Genomic DNA, 22,398 nt, shown 5'->3' with positions numbered 1-22,398 from the left:
AGGATACTTTATTTGAGTGTGGCTAAAATACCGATTTCATCTATCTGTTTTACGATGAGCAATTCCCCTATTGTTTCAAAAAATTAAAATTAGCTGACGCTTCAAATTTTTAGTTATAAAAGTTACTTAATATTAAGTTATGTTTGCGAAAATTTTGATTAAGTATATTTACTCTACGTAAGTAATTATTTTATCATTATAGTAAACAACAGCACCTCTTATCATTAAAGGGCTTTTTCGGCAAGGTAAATATATCACGTATTTGATTTAAATACCAAATCTTATTAAGCTTTACTAACAAAATTTCTAATCCATCAAAAAAAGTGTTACCAAAGCGAAATCCGCTTTTGAGCAAGGTTTTGCCCCTAAAATTTAAATTGAATTTTGATAAATTTACCTAGACTTACGCTAAAACCCTGATCCCCAAGCTCAAAAGTTCATGTTAGTCTGTTGCAGTTACAAAGCAAAAAGTGAAAGCGGAACGAGTTCGGTTGTTGGGCAAAGTCACTCTTAGTAGTACAAACCCCACGAATCATGAAATCTCTGTTCTACAGTTGCTTTAATATTGGACGCATGAATCAAAAACATTTGTGGACTGTTGTCGCTGTTGTTAGCACCGTTTTGGGGACACCGTTAATTGGACGTTCTGAAACGACACAAAAAACGGCTCAAGCCTCTCCTACTCAGCCTTATGGTGATGTGGTAAAAGTGGGAGAATACAAATCCCCGACAGCGAATCCTGTTTCTAATGCGACTGCGATCGCGAAGATCCACACGCATGAAACGGCAGGTCGCCCAGCGGCAACTCTCTATATCCGCGATATCCCCGTTCTCACCTTTACAGGTCAGAAGTCAGTAGCCAGCACAGAAACAAAAGTTGGTGAAATTGCTAATACTAACGGGGTATACAAAACTCTTGATACCAGCAGCGCTACCAAGGTGGCAACAACTGGCGGAACAGGCGCAGTTGTAGGTAATCAAGCCAACTCTGCTCAAGACGACCCAGTGCAAAGAGCTAGTGTAGTAGCAGCAAAAGTTAACCAGTTAGTTTTGGATAAAGTAGACGCTGGCAAGATTACTGTCAGTTGGAGAGCAAAAGATGCATCTACAGCAGTCTCTCAAAGCCAAAACAAAAGCCTACCAGCTCAAGATACGCCTAGCGGTCGTTTTCTGATCAAAGCCAATGGCAAAGAACTCGTAGAAATCAATGAGAATACGCGGTTAGCAGATACGACCAAAGATTTGGCGCAAGATGCACTACAAGCAACTAATCGCTTGCGCAGACTCATAGGTAACGCATCTCCCTTAAACGGAATTGCCGACTTACCACCTGTGCGTGTACCTATGTCAATACCAAAGTTGCCCCAGAAAGTAGCCGGACAAGTGTTAGCTACCTTCAGAGGTATAGCCTCGTTTTACGGCTATGATTTCGCTGGCAATCGTACTGCCACAGGTGAGAGGTTCAATCCAGAGGGAATGACAGCTGCCCATCGCAGCCTGCCCTTTGGAACGCGAGTACGTGTCACTAACACCCGTAACGGTCGTTCCGTTGTTGTGCGCATAAATGATAGAGGCCCATTTATTCGCGGTCGAGTGATTGACCTTTCCACGGGTGCAGCACGAGTTTTAGGAATGATAGGTAGCGGACTTGCACCAGTCAGAATAGAAGTTCTGGGTAGGTAAATTAAATCCCCTGGTTGCTAGTCTCTTCGGTACGTTTTCAGATATAAACTAACTGGGGAGAGCAACGACTAGGGGTATTTGTGTGCGCTTGTTGACAACAGTTGCAGCATTGCGCTGCTATTTAGTTAAATGTCGCTTGGACAGTCTACTTCTAGAGCGGCAGGAACAATCGGAATTTGAAATAACTGATAGAACCTTGACAGCGATCGGTCTGGTTCCCACGATGGGAGCTTTGCATCAAGGTCATTTAAGCTTGATTGAAAGGGCGCGTCAAGAAAATGCTGTGGTAATTGTCAGTATTTTCGTCAATCCTCTGCAATTTGGCCCTAACGAGGATTATCAACGTTATCCCCGGACTTTAGACCAAGACAGACAACTGTGCGAACAAGCTGGAGTAGATGCTATTTTTGCGCCAACTCCGGAGGAAATGGGAGTTGACTTGAAGAATTTACAAGAATTAAAGGTTACACAAGTCATTCCTCCATCTGCTATGATTTCAGGTTTGTGTGGCCGTTCTCGGCTAGGCCACTTTCAAGGTGTTGCCACGATTGTGACTAAGCTTTTTAACTTGGTACAACCAGATCGAGCTTATTTTGGTCAAAAGGATGGCCAGCAACTGGCCATTATTAGACGGCTAGTAGCTGATTTGAATTTTGCGATCGAGATTGTTGGTTGTCCAACGGTGCGAGAAGCATCAGGCTTGGCTTTGAGTTCTCGCAACCAATATTTGACAGCAACGGAAAAACAGCAAGCAACGATGTTGTATCGAGGTTTGCAAAAAGCAGCAACCAAGTTTCATGCCGGAGAACGTCACACTAAAGCGCTGATCTCAATAGTGCAGCAAGAACTTGCACTCGCCAGTTCTTTGTCTGTGGAATATATTGAATTGGTTGAACCGACTACGTTGATGCCTTTAGGAATTATTGAGGAGGAAGGAATGATCGCGATCGCTGCTCGTCTTGGTTCTACACGTTTGATTGATAACATGATTTTGCGCGATCGCCAACCAATCATCGCCATTGACGGGCCTGCTGGAGCTGGAAAATCAACCGTTGCTCGCCAAGTAGCGGCAAAACTGGGTCTAGTTTATTTAGATACAGGAGCAATGTACCGTGCTATTACCTGGCTGATTTTGCAGGAGGGAATTGCCCTTGATGATGAGTGTGCGATCGCTGAATTAGCTAATAGATGTGTAATTGAACTAGCTCCCAGTCAGGATTTACAATCTCCAGTACAAGTTTCGATTAACGGTCGTGACGTTACTCAAGCAATTCGCTCACTAGAAGTAACATCTCAAGTCTCGACAGTAGCAGCACAAACTGCTGTACGGCAAGCATTAGTGAAACAACAGCAAAACTGGGGTAAAAAAGGCGGTTTGGTGGCAGAAGGACGAGACATTGGTACTCATGTTTTCCCTGATGCAGAAGTGAAAATATTTTTAACTGCATCTGTACAAGAACGGGCACGTCGTCGCCTCAAAGACTTTAAAAAACAAGGTCAATCTACAGTCTCTGTAGAGCAACTAGAAAAAGATATTGCCGAACGCGATCGCAAAGATAGTACCCGCAAAGTTTCTCCTCTAAAGAAAGCACCCGATGCCATTGAAGTTAACACTGATGGTCTCTCGGTGAATGAAGTGACAGAAAAAATAGTGGGCTATTACCAGCAACGCTTGTCTAGGGATTAGGGGATAAGGGGAGGAATAGACAAGCAACCTATTAACTACTAACTACTGTACGGGCGGGTTTAGAAGATAAATTATCTGTTTTGACTCAAAGATAATCAGCAAAACCCGCACGCCAGGTGCTACAAGTCGGCGGAGCCGACGGCAGTCGCTTTATGCCGGGAAACCCGTCCACCGCGCTGCCTCCCCATCGCACTGGCTCCCCTACTAACTCCTAACCACTAACCAATCCCTATTCCCCAATCTAAAACTGTGGCCGAGCAGCGAGCAAAATACTTGTTTTGTCACTATTCAAAGGTTGTGAGAACAAATAACCCTGTGCTTGGTCACATTGTAACAACCTTAGTTGTACTAATTGATCTGTTGTTTCTACTCCTTCAGCCACTACACTCATTCCTAAGTTACCAGCCAAGGTAATAATGGCTCGAATAATCGCTAATTGCTCGCCATTTTTGTCAAGTCGAGTCACAAAGGAACGGTCAATTTTTAAAACATCAATCGGAAAATGGTGCAAATAAGCCAAAGAGGAGTAACCTGTACCAAAGTCATCGATGCACAATTGTATCCCCAAAGCTTTGAGTTGTTGAAGAACTGAGGCAGCTTTTTCAGGGCTTGCGATGATTACACTCTCGGTGATTTCTAACTTTAAGCTGCTGGGAGCAAGGTTAGTCTGTTGTAAAATTTGGTCGATCTGCTCAACTAAACAAGGTTGGGAAAAGTGTTTGCCAGAAAGGTTGACGCTGATGCTCAAAGGCTTGATGTCAGGAAATTGTAACTGCCATTGTCGTAATTGTTGGCAAGATTCACGCAGTACCCATTGATCGATCGGCACGATTAATCCTGTTTCTTCTGCGACTGGAATAAACTCAGCAGGAGGAATTAGCCCTCGTTCTGGATGCTGCCAGCGAACAAGTGCTTCAAATCCTGTAATTCTCCCTGTGGCGACTGACACAATTGGCTGGTATAAAACTCGCAACTCTCTGCGCTCAATTGCCCAGCGCAAATCCGTTTCCAACTGCAAAAGTGCTACAGCCCGATCATACATGGTAGTATCAAAAACCATATGCCAAGCTTGACCTTGCTCTTTAGCACGGTAAAGGGCAGTGTCAGCATCTCGAAGTAAGTCTGCCGCTTGAGAGTACTTAGTTGTACCCAAGACAATACCAATACTGGCAGTTGTAAATACTTCATATCCATTCAAGTTGAATGGTGACTTTAGGATCTGATGAATATCTTCTGCGACACGGATGGCGTCATCAACAGATTGAATGTGAGAAAGCAAGATAGTAAATTCATCTCCTCCTAAGCGAGCCACAGTATCGTCATCGTCAGGGTGCAAGCAACTTTGGAGACGTTGGGCAAGTGTTACTAGTAGCCGATCGCCAACTAAGTGCCCAAGGCTGTCATTTACAAGCTTAAAACGGTCAAGATCTAAAAATAGTACAGCAAACAGGTCATCTGGACAGCGTTTGATCCGTGCTATGGCTTGCTCTAGTCTGCACATAAACAAAACTCGGTTGGGTAGCCCGGTAAGAGCGTCGTAGAAGGCATGGCGAACTAAATTTTTTTCCATGTGTTTGCGATCGGTGATGTCAGTAACCATCCCCAATGCACCAGCATAATTTCCCTGCTCGTCAAACAACGGCGCACAAGAAATCATCGCCCATAAATCTGAGCCGTCTTTACACCGAAATTTGAAATCGTGTGTCTCGTGAATACCCTGTTGACGACGCGAAAGCAGATTAGTGGCGATCGCTAGTCCTTCTGAATCCATAAAAGAGAACAGCGTCTTACCGAGCATTTCGTCAACTGTGTAGCCCAACATCGTTGCCATTTGTTGGTTGACAAAGCGAGTCTTATTGTCTTTATCGAGTACCCAAATTCCTTCAGTTGCCGTTTCCACAATCCGACGATACTGTTCTTCTCGCTCCCGCAACGCCTCTGTTGCCTCCAGGTGCTGAGTAATATCGTTTTGAACGCCAATAAAGTGAGTTAGACACCCAAAGGCATCAAACACAGGAGCTACGTAAAGTTCATTCCAAAACGGAGTACCATCTTTACGATAATTTCGTAAAATCACATGGCATTCTCTTTGTTCTTGAATGGCAATACGCAATTCCTCAACAGCTGCCTGATCCCGTTCATTTCCTTGTAAGAAGCGGCAATTACGTCCAATGACTTCACCAGCACAGTAGCCTGTCATCTTCTCAAAGGCTGGATTGACGTAAATAATTGGATTGTCTGGTTGATTGACATCTGTCAAAATAATCCCATTACTGCTAGCAGCCAGCGCACGTTCCATCAGATGTAGGCGTGCCTCTAAATGTTGGTACTCAATTGCTAACGCTGGGATCGTAGAGCCTGTGCTAGTTTCAAAACCAGAGTTGAGATTTTCTGGCTTTGCTTGGGCATTTATATCTTCAGTTTTATCCCCAAACAAGGCGTTTATCTGCTTTGTTCTCGGCTGCTCATTGAATACGATTAGTGCTGCGAGTTTATCTTCGTAGTTAACAACTTTGGCTGAAATTAGGGCTTCAAAAAGATTTCCATTAATTTTTTTGAGCTGAACTGCAAAGTTTTTAACAGGCTCACCACTGTAAAGCTTGTTAGTTAACTGAGTCCATAAAGCGGAATTAGCATAAAATTCAGAGGTTATTTTGTCGAGCTTTTTGTACGAATCGATTCCAAACAGAGGCTCTAAAAGTTGATTTTTAAATAGAATATTGCCGCTTTCGAGACATACAACCACAATTGGAAATGGGCTAAGTTCTGCTAAGGAGTAGAGTAGTTCTTGCGGTTCTAATACTGATTGCTTATAAGATTCCAATTCCTGTAATAGGGCTTGATTCGTATCCTTACAGCTAGTGATATGTTCCTTAGTCGCAGATGTCAACTTTTTTTTGTTATTGTTTAGCTGATGCTGATTTGTGTACACCTTGCTACGAGTAAAAGCCATTGCCAGAGTTGTATAAACTGCCAAAGAAACCAAGCTAAACATCCCACCCTTTCAAGAAGCTTTGACAAGTCACCTCATATTGCTTATGTATCACTAGAAGAGGAAGGCAGTGATTTTGCTGTTATAAGTTTGTATAAATGCTATAAACTTCTAGCACAGTTTTAAGTATATTTACTTAAAAACGTTTTAGCACTTATAGTTCACACAATAAAAACAGCATTATTATTCTGAGTTAATTGAGAATAAATAAGTACGGATGTTTTATTGTTAAATATGCTTCTTAAACTATTCTTTAATTTACCCCTTTAGACAGATATAGTTACATTTTTCACTAAAAATTCACAGTCACATAATATTTCTTAAACTTTTCTGTAGCAACAAAGGCTAGAGCTAGCTCTGGCAATTAGAAATCACACGCTAGGTAACGCCTGTGCAGCTGCAACTTCCAATTACTCGGTGCGAAGCCATTGTGTAATATGTAATACTATCAGCTACGTAATTTTCGTAATCAATGGTTTTAGTGCTTGCTATGAGGCAGAAAAATTTATTAGTGATTGATATATAAGAGCAGTCATAACAATATGGTTGAAAAAGGCAAAAAAGTTACGCCTGAGTGGCATTACAATCTTCTGCCTTTGGCACTAGAGACTGCACGATAAACTCGCTATCCTAGAGTAAGAGCAAGACGACACTTAAGAAATGAGCTTTAAAACCTTTGAGTTGAATCTGTATCATCTCCGTCCTTGGCTTACCTTCATAGCAGTTGTATGGTTGCTAGGGTCATTAGGCTTAGGTTGGTTGGTTAATTCCTTGCTGATTATTGTTGGGCTAATTTTGTTAACACCCATTCTTGCCTTTTTCGGATTTAGGTGGTGGCTGCAACGTAACCTAGTTACTGATCGCTGTCCTGTCTGCGAATATGAATTTACAGGTTTGAATAAGACGCAGTTACAGTGTCCTAACTGTGGAGAGCCTTTGTTAGTGCAACAGGGACATTTTCAGCGCTTTACACCAGAAGGCACAATTGATGTCACAGCAGTTGAAGTACCAGCCCAATCACTGGAAGATTAGTCATTGGTCATTAGTCATTTGTTAGAGACGCTGCAAACAGAGTGTCTGTACATAGTTAATGGTTAATGGCTAATGGTTAACTACTAACCACTATCTACTACCTACTAACTAATTACTCATCACTAAATTACTAAAATTATTAATTTCTCCATTCATTAAATTCTTAATAATAGAGAGAAATTCATGCTCTAAATAAGGTTTGGTTAAGTAAGCGCTTGCACCCAATGCTTGTGCTAGTTGGCGATGTTTATCAGCGCTACGGGAAGTGAGAATTAAGATTGGTTTGCTGGCTAAATTTTGGTTTTGCCGAACATTATTTAATAACTCAAAACCATTCATCCTTGGCATTTCTAGATCGGAAATTACAAGCGAAACTTCAGGATGTCGCTGCAACTGTTCTAAAGCTTCCATACCATTTTGGGCTTGTAATACTTGGTAGCCAGATTTTTGAAGAGTAAGAGAAAGGGTTTGGCGCAGACTAATTGCATCATCTACCACCAATATAACTTTTACTGTGTTGTAGGTTGGAGCCAGAGGGCGATTGATTGGGATTGTTGGAGAATTTGTAGAATCAGAGGCAGCCAATAGCAGTTGAGATTGCATGGTTGTTCCAGATAAGGGCAAGGATTTTTGATGGAACGAATTAGCCACTGGTAATGGCATAATCTCAACTGTTGCTTGCATTTTCTTAGACTCCAGTAACATAACACCATCAATCACCAAAATGAGGGTGCCATTTGCTAAAGTTGTGCAACCATAAATATATTGAGGAGGAGCGATCGCACTTCCTAAAGGTCGAATTAATAACTCCTGCTCACCAATAATTTGGTCAACTTCTAAACCTAAAATTTCTTGATTGTGGCGAAGCAAAAGCACGGGTTTAATCGTTTCCCCAATCTCATTGCTTGTGAGCCGATATGATGCACTACTTCGGTTGAACGAACTATTATATTGAATTAATTCTGAAAGTTGCCGGATGCTAACTATACATTCATCGTTACCTGTACTCCAATACAAAGTTTTTCTGCCTTCAATTTCCCTGATTTGCTCTGCACTGGGAAGTAAGATTTTTTCAATACTATCTAAAAGCAAGGCGTAAACAGCATCACCTGCTTGGACAATCATTAATTGTTCGGTAGTCATAGAAAAAGGGATTTTGAGTGTAAATATTGTTCCTTGATTGGGTACAGATTGAACTGTAATAGAACCGTTTAATGCTTCTAGTTGAGAGCGGACAATATCTAAGCCGATACCACGTCCAGAGATTTCGCTCACTTTGCTTGCGGTAGAAAATCCAGGTACAAACAATAGCTCAAAAAGTTTTTCTGTACTCGTGGCTTTGTCATTGTCTGGTAAATGATTAAGCTCAATACCTTTAGCACGAATCTTTTCTAAATTCAATCCCTGTCCATCATCCCGTATTTCAATTAATGTTTGACTACCCTGATTGTAGGCACGAATTTCAATCAAACCTTGTTCTGATTTACCACGTTCACAGCGAACTTGTGGAGATTCTATACCGTGGTCAAAAGCATTACGCAGTAAGTGTAACAAAGGGTCATAAAGTTTTTCGGCGATCGCTTTATCTATTAGCACTTCTGTACCAATGAGTTTCAATTCTACACTTTTGCCATAAACATTTCCTAAATTTTGTATCATCTGAGGAAAGCGATTTAGAATCTTTCCGATGGGTAGCATTCTGGCTGTGGTCAAGCTATCTAACATATTCAGCACTAAACGCTGTTTTTTGTCCTTAATTTGATGTGCTTGCTTGATGAGTAAGTTAAGAGAATCGGCTGTTTCTTGTAGTTGTAGTGTTTCTTCTATAGCTTCGTGTAAAACTAGATTAAATTCTGTATATTCATCCATTTCTAAAGAGTCAAACTCTACTTCTACTTCCCTTACATTTTGCGAGTGCTCTTTAGGAGCGATATTTTGAAGTTTTAGCGGTAGTTCTCGCAACTTATTTAAATTTGCTTGGTGTTTGGACAAATATCTAAATAAATTCTCAATTAATTCTGTAATATTTTCATCATTTAAAGCACCTTGCTTTTGAAAAATTAGCAATTCTCCTGCTAAGTAGTTGAGGCGTTGTAATACTTCAACTTCTACTCGGATAGATGAATTATGAAGTGTTTTTTTATTTGGTAAAGCAGAAGTTTGTTCTAAGTTATGAATATTGTTTATAATATTTTGCTCAGGAATAACTTCAATTATTGTTTCAGGTATTTCTTCTACTTTCTGCTTAACAATATTTAGTGTTTCAGGACGCTCTGTTAAATTAAAAGTTTCAATTTCTGCTTGAATCGATGGTAATTGGCTAGCAGGACTAGGAATTTCTTCTTCTCCCCATATTGTCTCTAACAGAGGATTGATAGCTTGAAAAGATGTAGAGGTAGAAATTTCTTTGCTCACCAGTAGTTCTTTTAACTTAGAGTTTTCAATCCAATTTTTTTCGTGAGCAGTCAGAGGAGGACATTTTTTATATTCTGTTGCTAATTCGTCAATTTTGCTTTTGAGTGCTCGGATGACTTGATTATTGCTGTCAGTGGAGTACTGAAATCTAGCGATCGCCAGCAAGATATTTATGATCGCACCCTGGCGATACAGACACAGGCTATGGCTATCTTCTTGGTTTTGCAAAAATTTCCAGAAATCTTTCAACCAATTTTCAATATAATTGATAGCATTTTCTGGTGGAGAATTAGGAATTAATATAGATAGGCTAAATTCTTGTTCTGGTATTTCTCGATAATGATTGAACCAACCCAAAAGATGGCGAATTACTGTTAAGTAAAATTTAGCGATTGCTGGTTTTAACGGTTTTTTATGGTACTCATTATTAATCAAAAAATTATATAATTCTTCAAATTCTATTTTCAAAAAGTTATTATTAATAGATTGAGTAACTATTGTATCTATAGAACCTATAGATAAATTATTAGTTTGATTTGTAATTGCATCTGTTACTTTTGTGAATGCTTGCAAAGCAGGGGAGGGTTCACCACCGCGAATGCGATCGCCTGCTATCACCCGAACTCTGGCTTGCTGCAGATCTGCAAGAGCAACTTCGCCAATCTTGAGCGCTTGAGTGGGGTTAACTGTGAGTGCGGTAATAATAGTTTGGGCAATTTCTCCAAAACCAGGCAAATTTAAAGATTCTGCCAAGCCGAAAAAAATCTCAGCATGAGAGCGTAATATATCAGCTAATGTGAGAGCATCTGATGGAGCTTGAATTACTTCAGTAATGCTTTCTAGGCGTTGTGTTACTCCGGTTTCAAATATAGATAGGACAATATCAAATCCCAGTTCTTCGGACGTGGGAATATGAGTATCGGCACCAAAAGCATCTCCTAGTTTTTCTTGCAACTGGACAAATACACTAGTTGCTCGTTGTAAAATCTCATCATTATTAACATTACTTTGATTCTGTTCTGACACTAATGCGATTTGGAGACACTCGTAAGCTTGAAATAGCAGCGATCGCAATTCATTATCAATCTCTATATCAGGATTATAAAGAGACTTAAATACATCTTCTAAGGAATGGGAAATCTTGTTAATCAATTCTAGCCCGACGTTAGCAGCACCTCCTTTTAAAGTATGAGTGGCTCGCATTAAATTATGCACTTTTGTAATATTATGTGCCTCCAAACTAAAAAGCTCTTGTTCAATAATTTGTAGTAATTCTGGAGCTTCAGTTAGGAAGTAAATATAGCCTTGTTCGCGAATATAAGAATCAGTAATCATATATTGATTGTTAAATTTTGAATTTTGGATGTTAAGAGGGAACGGGGATTGGGGATTGGTTAGTGGTTAGTAGTTAATAGGTTGCTTGTCTATTCCTCCCCTTGTCCCCTTGCACCAGGTGCTCCTTGTCCTCTTCAAGCGTCCCTAATCCCCAGTTCCTAGTCCCTGATTTATTCGACTTTAAACTTGCTGGCATTTGCCAATAAATCTTGTGCCATGTTTGATAAATGCTGGAAAATAGCAGCTATTTCATTTACTTCAGTAGTAGTTTTATTTGCAATTTCTGCTACATCTTTCATTGATGTTGTCACTGATGTAGATTGCAGTGTTTGTGTTTGAGTTGCTTTAGTAATCTGTTGTAGTAATTTAGTAATCTCAGCAGTTGCGGCAACTATAGCATTTAGATTTTGACGTGTTTCATTGACAAGATTTGTACCTTCAACAACTTGCTTGATGCCTGTTTCCATTGCCATTGCCACTTCACCAGTTTCTGCTTGAATTTCCTGAACTAATTTTTCAATTTCAATCGTCGCAGCAGCAGATTGGCGAGATAAAGAACGAACCTCATCAGCTACGACTGCAAAGCCTTTTCCATACTCGCCAGCACGGGTGGCTTCAATAGCTGCGTTCAACGCCAATACGTTTGTCTGCGTGGCAAAGTTACTAATCAAACTCACCACTTTCGAGATTTTTTGCGATGATTCGCTAAGACGTTTAATTTTCTTGCTGGTTTGGGCAACCGTTTCGCGAATTGCTTGAATTGCTTCTACAGTCGAGTTCATCGCTGTATCACCAGAAACTACTGTTTGGTTAGCTTGTTGCACAGCTATTTGTACCAATTCAGCGCTAGATGCCACAGCTTTACTAGAGTCTAGCATTTGTTGAATCTCTCCTAGTGCCTCAGTGATTTCCCTAGACTGTAACTGTGCTAAGGTTGTCAATTCTCCCAAAGAAGAATCGCTGCGGCGAGAAGTGCTTGCTACTTGTTGGGCAGCGGCTTGTACTTGAATAACAATTTGGCGCAAAGCCTGGAGAGTATTATTGTAAGCGTCAGCGATCGTGCCTAGTTCATCTTCGGTGAGCGGCGCACGTACTGTTAAATCGCCGTTTAGAGCCGGTCTAACTGCTGCTAATAGCTGCACTGCTCCTTTTTGCAGTGATTCTTTAGCTCCCTTTTCCCTAGTTGCTGCTTCTGCAAGTTGTGCTGACTGTGTTTGCAGTTGTTGCAGGTATTCCCCTTTTTGTAAGGCGATGCTAAACTGCTCGGCAATTTGTCTAATCAAAGTAATTTCATCATCCTGCCATTGTCGTGGGGCGCTACAGTGATGGATGCACAATAAACCCCATAATTCATCCCCTTTAATCAACGGCACAATTAAATTAGCCCTGATATGAAATTGGGAAAGAATATCAATGTGGCATTGAGTAAAATTGGCATTGTAGATGTCAGCAACAGCTTGAATTCGTCCTTCGCGATAACCAGCAGCATACTGTTCACCAAAACAGTGATCATGTATCTGTGCTTTCAGAACAGAGGAATGTCCCGGTAGCGTATCTTCAGCAACAAATACCCCATCGTTGTAGCCAGATTCGGGAAGAAAACGAAATACTGCTACTCGTTCAGCATTAATCAAACTGCGGACTTCTCTTACCGTTGAGCGAAAAATTGTATCCAAGTCTGAAGATTCCCGGATGCGCTCGAAGATTTTGGACATGAGTTGCACCCGTTCGATCGACAGTTGTTGTTCTTGCGACTGTACCTGCAATTGCGCTAAAGTGTCTGCTTGTTGTATGGCAACTTCCAACAGCACACCAATCTGAGTCATGACATTCACTTCAAACTCGTCCCAGTGGCGTGGTTCAGAGTTTTGATATGCTGCCAGCAATCCCCACAATTGACGATCTTTAAAAATAGGTTCCGTCAGATAAGCTTTTACTTCAAATTGCTCTAAAAGCTCCATGTAGCAGGGAGGGAAGTTTGTTTTGTAGATATCATCTACAACAAAAGTTGTTTTCTGCCGTGAATAGCCTGCTTTGGTATTTTGTGAAAGATTGCGGAGGGCGTTGCAATGTCCATTCTCTTGTAGCAAACCCATATCTATCTGTTTTTCTTTCAAAGGAACCCAATTTTTATCAACAGATTCAGCAACAAATTCACCACTCCAATCAGGATTAAAGCGATAGACAATCACCCGATCCACTTTCAATAATCGCCTGACTTCTGAAGCTACTGTCTGGAGAATGTTCAAAGTTTCTGAAGATTCATTTTTGACTGCCAGTGCTTCTCCGATTTTGCGAGTGAGAAAAATTAGATTTTGTTGGCGTTCTGCGATCGCAGCTAATTTTTGAGATTGCTGTTGGGTATTTTGGAAAGATTCTACATGGGATATAGCTAAACCAAATTGTACGCCAATTTGAGTCAATAAATTGACTTCCCAGGTTTGCCAATCACGAGGGCTGGAGTTTTGATAAGCCGCTAGCAATCCCCATAATTTTGAGCCAGAAAATACAGGAACGATCGCATAGGCTTTAACTTGAAATTGCTCCAAAACTTCAATATGACAAGAAGCGTGCCCTACCTGATAAATGTCACTAACAACAAAAGTTTCACCTTTGGCATAACGTCCTCCTTGGGTTTCTTGCAAGTGAGTATCTTCCCAGATAGTTTTAATATCGGGGCCTACCAGTTGCACCCAACCACTGGTAACAGACTCAGCAATAAATGTGCCGCTCCAATCAGAATTGAAGCGATAAATTGCAACGCGATCACATTGCAGTAATTGGCGTACTTCTTGAGTAGTAGTTCTGAAGATGTGATCCAAATCTAGAGATTGGCGAATGCGATTAACTACCTTGCTTAAAGCTTTTTCTTGTTCAGCTATCTGAGTTAGTTGCTCAGATTTCCATCGCACTTGTTCTAGATATTCTGCTTGAGATAATGCAATACCAAATTGCAAACCAATCTGAGTCAGTAAGCTGACTTCCCAATTTTGCCAATTACGAGGGCTGGAATTTTGATAAGCTGCCAACAATCCCCATAATTTTGAACCAGAAAATACAGGAACAATTACGTAGGCTTTGACTTGAAATTGTTCTAAAACTTCAAGATGACAGGAGGTATGTCCGATCTGATAAATGTCGTTAACAACAAAACTTTCATGATAGCGATAACGCCCTCCTTGGGTTTCTTGCAAGTGAGTGTCTTCCCAGACAGTTTTAATATTGGGGCCTACCAGTGGCATCCAACCACTCGCAACAGACTCAGCGATAAATGCACCACTCCAGTCAGGATTGAAACGGTAGACTGCAACGCGATCGCATTGTAGTAATTGGCGTACTTCTTGGGTAGTAGTTTTGAAAATAGTATCGACATCTGATGCTTGTCGAATTTTGTCAATAACTTTAATTAATGATTTCTGCTGCTGTTGTTGCTGTTGTAATTTGCTTTGAAATTCAAAATTCTGCAATCTGTAAGTCAACTCTGTGGCAATTTGAGATAGTAAGGTAATTTCTCCCTCTAGCCATTGTCTTTGTGACAAACAATTATGAGCTACTAGCAAGCCCCATACCTGATCTTCAACAAAAATCGGTTGACTCAAACTAGTTTTGACTTGAAATTTCTCAAGCAGTTGTAATTGATAGGGTGCAATATCTGCCTCAGTTGTATTGTTAATAACAACAGTGTCTAAATCAACTTTATTATTAGCTAAACCAAAGGCAATAACTGGAATATTTTCACCAATTGCAGGAGTCAAACCTGTGGTTTTTGATTCTGCTAAAACAATACCATTTTCAACTGAGGTAAAGCGATAAATTAAAATGCGATCGCAAGCTAACTTTTCTCTAATATCTCTAGCAACACATTTAAGCAATGTATCAAGATCCGGGGCTTGTCGCATTTCTTGAATAATGTCTTGTAATTGCTGCCGCCAATTTTTTAACTGCTGTTCAATACCATCTATAGTATCATTATTATTTATCCAATTTTCACCACTGACATTATGATGAAAATTCTCTTTACTTTCTTGATATACACTTGTCATTTTTAATACCTCTACACCTAAATCAAAAAATAATACTGTCAATTTTAAATATCGAGCATCTCATTAATTATGAGCCGCCCAGATAGGTGATTGGATAATTGCATTAGCATTCAAATTAACAATCATTTCCTCTCTATCATTAATAAAGTAACCATGTAGTAAATGTGAAAGTTCTGGTGGAAATAATTCAGAATTAGTTGGTTTTATATTATTGAAATCTAGGTATTCAATATCCATGATTTGACGCACTAGCAATCCTAAGTATTTATCTTCATTATGTACTACGACAGCCATCATCTTGGAGAGTAAATTCACCTCCTTTTGGAGAGATACATAACCTAACATTTCTTCTAAATTCACTAACCAAAGCATATTTCCACGCCAATTGTAAATACCAAAAACAGAACTATGCATTTGAGGAATACAACATATTTCAGTTAATGATACTTGCAATATTTCTGTAATGTATTGTAATGAAATTACAGCTATACCTTTTGTACCTAAATGAAAGCTTAAAAACTTTTGTTCCGAATACAAAGAATTTTCTCCCTTTTATCAATCTACTAACTTGTTAATTAGAATCTCTATCTAGATTTAGCAGCCTAGATATAAAAGAAGTTTTGACAATCTATTTATTTGATTAACTGGCTCAAAGTTGTAGCCAATTCTTGCCGATCAATTGGTTTAGATATATAAGCATCAGCACCAAGCATAGTACCCCACATTTTATCGACATCACTATTTTTTGTTGAACATATAACAACTGGGATATTGGTAGTTTTGGGATCGCTTTTTAGCTCCCGACAAATTTCATAACCACTTTTGCCAGGTAAAATAACATCTAAAAATATCACATTCGGTTGATTCTGATTGATAATTATTTGAGCTTCTTCACTACTTTTAGCTTTAATTACGTAATAGCCTTCATCTTGCAAACACTTGCTAATAATTTCCATATCAGTCAAGCCATCCTCAACAACTAAAGCTGTATTCATATTTTTGACCTGTAAATATCACTGAGCAACGGTAAAACTATAAAATTCAGTTTTCTGAATTTTTATGAAATTGAAAATTGAAACTGATTCTTCTATTTTAATTTTGTGTTATTAAAGTAGCGGATGCTTCAGTAAAATTACTGCTGAATTATACTTTTGCTGGAACTGGAATGTATTTTTTAATTACATCCATAACTTTATCGGTTGATATTGGTTTGGTCATAAAACCAGTTGAACCAACAACTTTAGCTCGCACTCTATCTAAAAGACCATCATTACCAGTTAAAATAATTATAGGTGTGTTGGCAAATAGAGAAATACGTCGCAGTTGAGCACAAATTTCATAACCATTAATGACTGGCATAATCAAATCTAAAAAAATTATGTCTGGTTTATGCTCAATTAAAGTTGGTAAAGCTTGTAAAGCATCTTGAATCTGAACAAATCTAAACCCTTGCGAAACAAGCATTTGTTCCAGTATTTGACAGACTTGGGGACTATCATCTATGCACGCAACCAGTGGCATACTTGATGTTTTTGCTTTACTATTTACAGATTTGTTTTTAATTGCAATAATTGGCAAAGGTAAATCTGGAATTTCAACTAATTCAATGGTTCCTTTAAGAATATAGGGGAGTAAGGAACGAGTCACAGGCAAGACATTCTGCTTCATTTTAAGAGCTAATTCTCGTAGAGTCTGCTTGCCATTGATTAAAGTTACAAGATTTTTATACACGCCAGAACTAACCTGTGTTTGAAGTAGTTCCGGTCTCAGTAATATTGGTGCTAAATTAGGAGAAAAATTGGCTAAACCAGCTTCTGACCAATTTTTCCAAGAGTCTTGCATTTGCTTAAGAGATGTATCTGCACTAGTGAAACTCATTGGCATATCTAAAATCACTTTTTGGCTGCGCTCACAACTGATTGAAGAAAAATTTGCTTGTTGAGCTAAATCAAATAATAATTCTGCAAGAGTGTTTTCTACAATTAAATTAACTTGTTCTCGCTTAATTTGCTGTTTTTCATATAAATTTTCAAGTAAGCGATAATCCCAGTAATCTATTGATATATCTTGAGAAGATAATTGCATTTTTTCAATATCAAGATTGGAACAGTATTGAGCTATAAATCTGCGCCAACGTCGAAAGGGATGAGTTCCCCCTGTTGCCCACACTATTCGCCCTAAACGATAATAAAAAGTCCATTTACTTCCCTTAGCACTTTGTATATGTAATTGACCGCTATACTGTATTTGTGTACAATTTTGAAATTCACTTATTAAACCAGTGGCTACTATTTTTTCCATCTTTCTTCATCATTGTTAGTTTTATTAAGTAGAAGGTAGCTACTTACAGCGAATTTAAAGGAGCGTGAGGTACAAAACTTTAGTCTCAAAGTCATAACCTATTTCACTTGTGACTTCTGGCTCCTTACTTCTGGCTTCTGTAGACGTAACAGCGGCTACTAGCAGAAGTCGCTGTTGCGCCTACCGTAGGTACGGCTTCCTGCAGGGTATTCTGCTGTATAAACTCATAGTCTTAACAAGATAGACTAGCTATTTAGCTGCCATAAAAATTTTTGCTGATTGCAAAATTGCAAATATTATTTATTGAGCAATCTTATAGATGCTCTTGATTGTGTGTTTATTAATTAAGAACGAGTCAAACCAGGTGCATAAACTATCAAAAATCTAATAGACACTTAGACAATTTGTAATATATAGCATTTTATTATACTGATAAAACAGTAATATTACTGAGAAAAATTCAGTTACTTGATTGCTATTTTTGTAGGGTGGGCACTCCCTAACTTTCCTCAAACGCTTATTTTTACGTTGTGGACAGTGCTCCGAAGTTCTGAGCCTCCTTGTGGAGGAGCAACGCTTTCAGAGGAAACCTCCCTCCGGGTATCTTACGGGAACGCCTCCGGCGAACGCAGTCGCACGCTAGGTGACGCCAGTCGCTATCCTACGGGAAGCCGTACCTACTTCTATCCGCTCCGCGTCTACCACGTCTTGTGACTTCTCTCTACCTTACTGTTATTGAGAGTGGTGCAAGTTATCAGTACAGGAAATTTTCTAGCTTGTATGACGTGGGGAATAAAGCTTTTGTCTAGTAACTAATTGTACACTCATACTATTTCATTAAAAATCTGATACAAATGCAGATCGCGTCTGGGCAAAATTCATGTGTATCGTATGAACGTGAAATGGTATCAATTGTTTTCTTACAAGTTGAACAGAATGCGGACAGAATATGACAAATGAATTAAAAAAGGTGCGTTACCTAGTATAACGCACCTAAATAAGCCATTTAATTTCAAAAGTTTCTGTTTTAATTTACTATCAATTAATTAACTAACGGATTGTAGTTGGTAACCGATTTCTTCTTTTTTTTGTTTTACTTGTTGTTGTTGTAAAGCTTCCAGTTGTGCTTCTAATTGTGCTTTCACTTCATGACGGAAGGTGAAGAAATGTTCACCAACACTTAAAGCAACAAAATAGTCATAAAGTAAATTTGGCTTTTGAAGTGCGATCGCAAGCAACTGCCACCAGAAACGGAAACGAGTTGAACGGAGGATACCCTGTCGCCAACAAATTATTGGGAACAAACGTAGCTCATGCCAACCAAGGTGGCGTTTGCTCTGTGGGCGCTTACCCTCCATCATCTTAAAGTGACGAAAAGTGCGTTTGAGATAGGGCATCGGCTCATACAAATTCCAGAAAGCATCAATATACTCTCTGACAATTTCTTCGATTGGACGAGTAGGAATGAAGTTGATCAGGGATTTTTGGAAAGTAAAGTAATTTCCTAAATCTTCTAATAATCGCCCTTCTTGTTTGAGGCGCGACCACATTGCTGTATTGTGCAAAGCTTGCAGTAAACTGAGATGAGCTTGAGGAATGCCAGTATCTTCAATAAACTGTTGAATACGCCGTCCAGCTCCTGGCTTTTCACCATCAAAGCCAATGATAAAGCCGGACATGATTTGCAATCCGGCTCTTGTAATTTTATGGCAAGAGTCCATCAATGACTGACGAGTATTCTGTTCTTTATGAATTCCTACCAAACTTTCTACATCTGGCGTTTCAATGCCCATAAATACCATTGTGAATCCAGCCTGCACCATCAGTTCGATTAACTCATCATCTTCTGCTAAATTCAGGGATGCTTCAGTGAGCAAAATAAACGGATAGTTGCGTTCTTGCATCCAAGGAATCAATGCTCGGAGAAAGACTTTGGCGTTGCGTTTATTGCCAATAAAGTTGTCATCCACGATAAATATTAATCGCCGCCAACCCATCTGATACAAGACTTCTAACTCAGCCAGCATCTGCTCTGGCGTTTTTGTGCGCGGCTTACGACCAAATAGATTGATAATATCGCAAAACTCGCACTGGAACGGACATCCCCGTGAAAATTGCACCGTAATTGCCAGATAAGCATCTAAATCCAGCAAGTCAAAGCGCGGTATTGGTGTGTGAGTGACATCGGGTTTTTCTGTAGCCCGGAAAATGCCTCGTTCTTCTCCTTTTGCCAGGGCTGCTAAAAATATGGGAATTGTGCATTCTCCCTCATCTAAAATAAGGTAATGCGCTCCTGCTTCTAAGGCAAACTCTGGTACTGAAGTCGGAAAAGGGCCACCCACCGCCACTTTCTTACCTAGAGCTACTCCTTTTTGAATTAACTCCCAGAAATCTTTTTTCTGGATAATCATTGCAGAGATGATAACAATGTCACACCATGCCCATTCGTCATCTGTTTCTAGGCGGACATTACGATCTACTAGGCGAATTTCCCAGTCATTAGGTAACATTGCCGCAATTGTGATTAAACCCAATGGTGGATTGGTCGCACGCAAGCCAGCTAAATCGAGCGTTTCTTGGTAAGACCAGAAGGAATTGGGCATTATAGGCCAGAGTAGTAGAGCTTTCATGCAAATACCCCGGAATCTAAGAAAATACTTAATTACTTCCAAGGTTAATGCGACTCTGTTTGAGCAGAATTTAATTTTTGTTGAGTTTTGTAAACTAAATCTATGCGATCGCTCTCAAGTCAAAAACTTTTTGAGTATTGACTATTGACCAATGAATATTAACCATTAACTATTGACTACTAAAGTTAAAATTTATGGGCAGGCAACGAGTACTTTCTGGTGTTCAACCAACTGGCAATTTACATTTAGGCAACTACTTGGGTGCTATTCGCAACTGGGTAGAAGGGCAGAGCCAGTACGAGAATTTTCTCTTCATCGCTGATTTGCACGCCATTACTATGCCTCACGATCCAGCGATACTGGCGGCTAATACTTACACCCTAGCTGCTATTTATCTTGCCTGCGGGCTTGATTTAACCCATTCAACCATTTTTGTGCAATCCCACGTTTCTGCCCACGCTGAACTGACTTGGTTGCTCAACTGCATCACACCCCTGAATTGGCTAACAGATATGATTCAGTTCAAGGAAAAGGCTGTTAAGCAGGGTGAAAACGTTGGTGTAGGTTTGTTGGATTACCCGGTGCTGATGGCATCTGATATCTTGCTGTACGAAGCAGATAAAGTTCCAGTAGGTGAAGACCAAAAGCAGCACTTAGAATTAACACGAGATATTGTTAACAGATTTAATCACCAATTTGCCGAACCAGATCAACCAGTGCTGAAGTTGCCAGAGCCTTTAATTAGAAAGGAAGGGGCAAGGATCATGAGTTTGACGGATGGGACTAAAAAAATGTCTAAATCCGATCCTTCTGAGTTGAGCCGGATCAATTTGCTCGATTCTCCAGATGAGATTAACAAAAAAATTAAGCGCTGCAAAACCGATCCGATTCGGGGTTTGGAGTTTGATAATCCAGAAAGACCAGAATGTAATAATTTGTTAACGCTTTATATGTTACTTTCTGGCAAGACTAAAGAAGCAGTAGCGGCTGAGTGTCAGGATATGGGTTGGGGACAATTTAAGCCATTATTAATAGAAACTGCAATTAATGCTCTCAAGCCCATCCAAGATAAATATCAGGCAGTAATCAACGACAAAAGCTATTTAGAGTCGGTATTACGGCACGGAAAGCACAAAGCAGAGGCGATTGCTCACCACACTCTTACAAAAGTAAAAACTGCTATGGGGTACTCTCTGCCATTATGAGCTTTTCTGAATGGGGTGACATGTGCTATAGCTGTACCCAATGACAGAAAACTTCATTGTTATGCTGGCTACGAGAAATCCAATTCCTTTAACTTCTTTTCGTGCAGCTGCGAAAGCAGGTGAGTTCTTGATTACCGCCGAGGTGGCTCCACCAAAGGGCGGTAATCCAGAACATATGTTAAAAATGGCGGCTACCCTTAAGGGGAGGGTGCATGCCGTCAATATTACCGATGGTAGCCGAGCAGTACTACGGATGAGTTCTGTAGTCGCATCGGCGATTTTGCTACAACATGGCATCGAACCGATTTGTCAGATCGCCTGCCGCGATCGCAATCGTATTGGTTTGCAAGCCGATCTTATGGGCGCTCATGCTCTCGGTATCCGGAATATCTTGGCTTTGACGGGCGATCCTGTCAAAGCAGGCGATCATCCGGAATGCAAAGGCGTATTTGACTTGGAGGCTGTACGCCTACTACAAGTTATCCAGAAACTGAATCATGGTATTGACTGCAACGAGCAACCCTTATCTGATGGAGCGCTGGATTTATTTCCTGGTGCAGCAGTTGACCCTCAATGTGCTAGCTGGTCGGGTTTGCAAACACGATTTGAACGTAAATTAGAAGCAGGAGCGCAATTTTTTCAAAGCCAAATGATTACGGATTTTGAACTGCTAGAAAAATTTATGGACAAAATTGCCGCAGGCTGTAATAAGCCGATTTTAGCGGGAATTTTCTTGTTGAAATCGGCAAAGAATGCCCAGTTTATTAATAGGTGCGTTCCGGGTGTAAATATCCCCCAGCACATTATTGATAGATTGGCTCAAGCTAAAGATCCGTTAGCAGAAGGTGTAAAAATTGCAGCCGAGCAAGTTCAAATCGCCCGGCAATTGTGTCAAGGTGTCCACATGATGGCAGTCAAGCGCGAAGATTTGATTGTGCCTATTTTGGAGATGGCTGGTGTTGTGCCAGTTAGCCAGATGGCGCTGAGGTAAAGATAATAACAAATTTGTTGTTTAGGCAGCTGGTTCACTCCAGCTGCTTTTTTGTTTTTGATGGCGGGGTGCGATCGCTCCTCC

At 40.1% G+C, this 22,398-nt stretch carries 13 protein-coding genes; 6 read left to right on the top strand and 7 right to left on the bottom strand.

Features of this window, described 5'->3' with window-relative positions:
* The first annotated feature begins 534 nt into the window (after positions 1-534).
* A complete protein-coding gene (locus UYC_RS0105485; RefSeq protein ID WP_016873645.1) occupies positions 535-1,683 on the top strand; it encodes a septal ring lytic transglycosylase RlpA family protein in 1,149 nt (382 codons plus the stop codon).
* 82 nt (positions 1,684-1,765) lie between these two features.
* Positions 1,766-3,370: a bifunctional pantoate--beta-alanine ligase/(d)CMP kinase gene (locus tag UYC_RS0105480; protein ID WP_016873644.1), complete on the top strand. Its 1,605-nt coding sequence runs from the start codon at positions 1,766-1,768 to the stop codon at positions 3,368-3,370.
* A gap of 241 nt (positions 3,371-3,611) precedes the next feature.
* On the opposite strand, the gene UYC_RS0105475 is transcribed toward UYC_RS0105480, so the two are convergent.
* Positions 3,612-6,365 (bottom strand): EAL domain-containing protein, encoded by a 2,754-nt coding sequence (locus UYC_RS0105475; protein ID WP_016873643.1) that lies wholly within the window; start codon positions 6,363-6,365, stop codon positions 3,612-3,614.
* 657 nt (positions 6,366-7,022) lie between these two features.
* On the opposite strand from UYC_RS0105475, the gene UYC_RS0105470 reads away from it, so the two are divergent.
* A complete protein-coding gene (locus UYC_RS0105470) occupies positions 7,023-7,394 on the top strand; it encodes a transcription initiation factor IIE subunit alpha family protein (RefSeq protein ID WP_016873642.1) in 372 nt (123 codons plus the stop codon).
* A gap of 108 nt (positions 7,395-7,502) precedes the next feature.
* Here the strand turns inward: UYC_RS0105470 and UYC_RS0105465 are convergent, their stop codons facing one another.
* From UYC_RS0105465 to UYC_RS0105445, 5 genes are all read right to left on the bottom strand, one after another.
* Entirely contained in the window at positions 7,503-11,144 is a 3,642-nt protein-coding gene (locus tag UYC_RS0105465) for a hybrid sensor histidine kinase/response regulator (protein WP_016873641.1), read from the bottom strand.
* A gap of 170 nt (positions 11,145-11,314) precedes the next feature.
* Positions 11,315-15,187, bottom strand: a complete 3,873-nt coding sequence (locus UYC_RS0105460; RefSeq protein ID WP_016879283.1) for a GAF domain-containing protein — start codon at positions 15,185-15,187, stop codon at positions 11,315-11,317.
* A gap of 63 nt (positions 15,188-15,250) precedes the next feature.
* Positions 15,251-15,724 carry a chemotaxis protein CheW gene (locus tag UYC_RS0105455; RefSeq protein ID WP_016873639.1) on the bottom strand — a complete coding sequence of 158 codons (474 nt, stop codon included), beginning with the start codon at positions 15,722-15,724 and terminating at the stop codon, positions 15,251-15,253.
* 95 nt (positions 15,725-15,819) lie between these two features.
* Entirely contained in the window at positions 15,820-16,182 is a 363-nt protein-coding gene (locus tag UYC_RS0105450) for a response regulator transcription factor (RefSeq protein ID WP_016873638.1), read from the bottom strand.
* A 148-nt stretch (positions 16,183-16,330) separates the two neighbouring features.
* On the bottom strand, positions 16,331-17,488 hold the full coding sequence (locus UYC_RS0105445; protein WP_016873637.1) for a response regulator: 1,158 nt from the start codon (positions 17,486-17,488) through the stop codon (positions 16,331-16,333).
* 537 nt (positions 17,489-18,025) lie between these two features.
* On the opposite strand from UYC_RS0105445, the gene UYC_RS36325 reads away from it, so the two are divergent.
* Positions 18,026-18,202 (top strand): hypothetical protein, encoded by a 177-nt coding sequence (locus tag UYC_RS36325; RefSeq protein ID WP_162138995.1) that lies wholly within the window; start codon positions 18,026-18,028, stop codon positions 18,200-18,202.
* 332 nt (positions 18,203-18,534) lie between these two features.
* Here UYC_RS36325 and UYC_RS0105440 read toward each other — a convergent pair whose 3' ends face one another.
* Entirely contained in the window at positions 18,535-20,118 is a 1,584-nt protein-coding gene (locus UYC_RS0105440) for a B12-binding domain-containing radical SAM protein (RefSeq protein ID WP_016873636.1), read from the bottom strand.
* Between the two features lie 194 nt (positions 20,119-20,312).
* On the opposite strand from UYC_RS0105440, the gene trpS reads away from it, so the two are divergent.
* Both trpS and UYC_RS0105430 read left to right on the top strand, forming a co-directional pair.
* A complete protein-coding gene (gene trpS / locus UYC_RS0105435; protein ID WP_016873635.1) occupies positions 20,313-21,323 on the top strand; it encodes a tryptophan--tRNA ligase in 1,011 nt (336 codons plus the stop codon).
* Between the two features lie 40 nt (positions 21,324-21,363).
* Positions 21,364-22,314, top strand: coding sequence for a methylenetetrahydrofolate reductase (locus UYC_RS0105430; RefSeq protein ID WP_016873634.1), 951 nt, complete (start codon positions 21,364-21,366; stop codon positions 22,312-22,314).
* Positions 22,315-22,398 lie beyond the last annotated feature (84 nt).

Source organism: Chlorogloeopsis fritschii PCC 6912, assembly GCF_000317285.1.
Taxonomy (GTDB): domain Bacteria; phylum Cyanobacteriota; class Cyanobacteriia; order Cyanobacteriales; family Nostocaceae; genus Chlorogloeopsis; species Chlorogloeopsis fritschii.
This window is presented reverse-complemented; position numbering and strand designations above follow the sequence as displayed.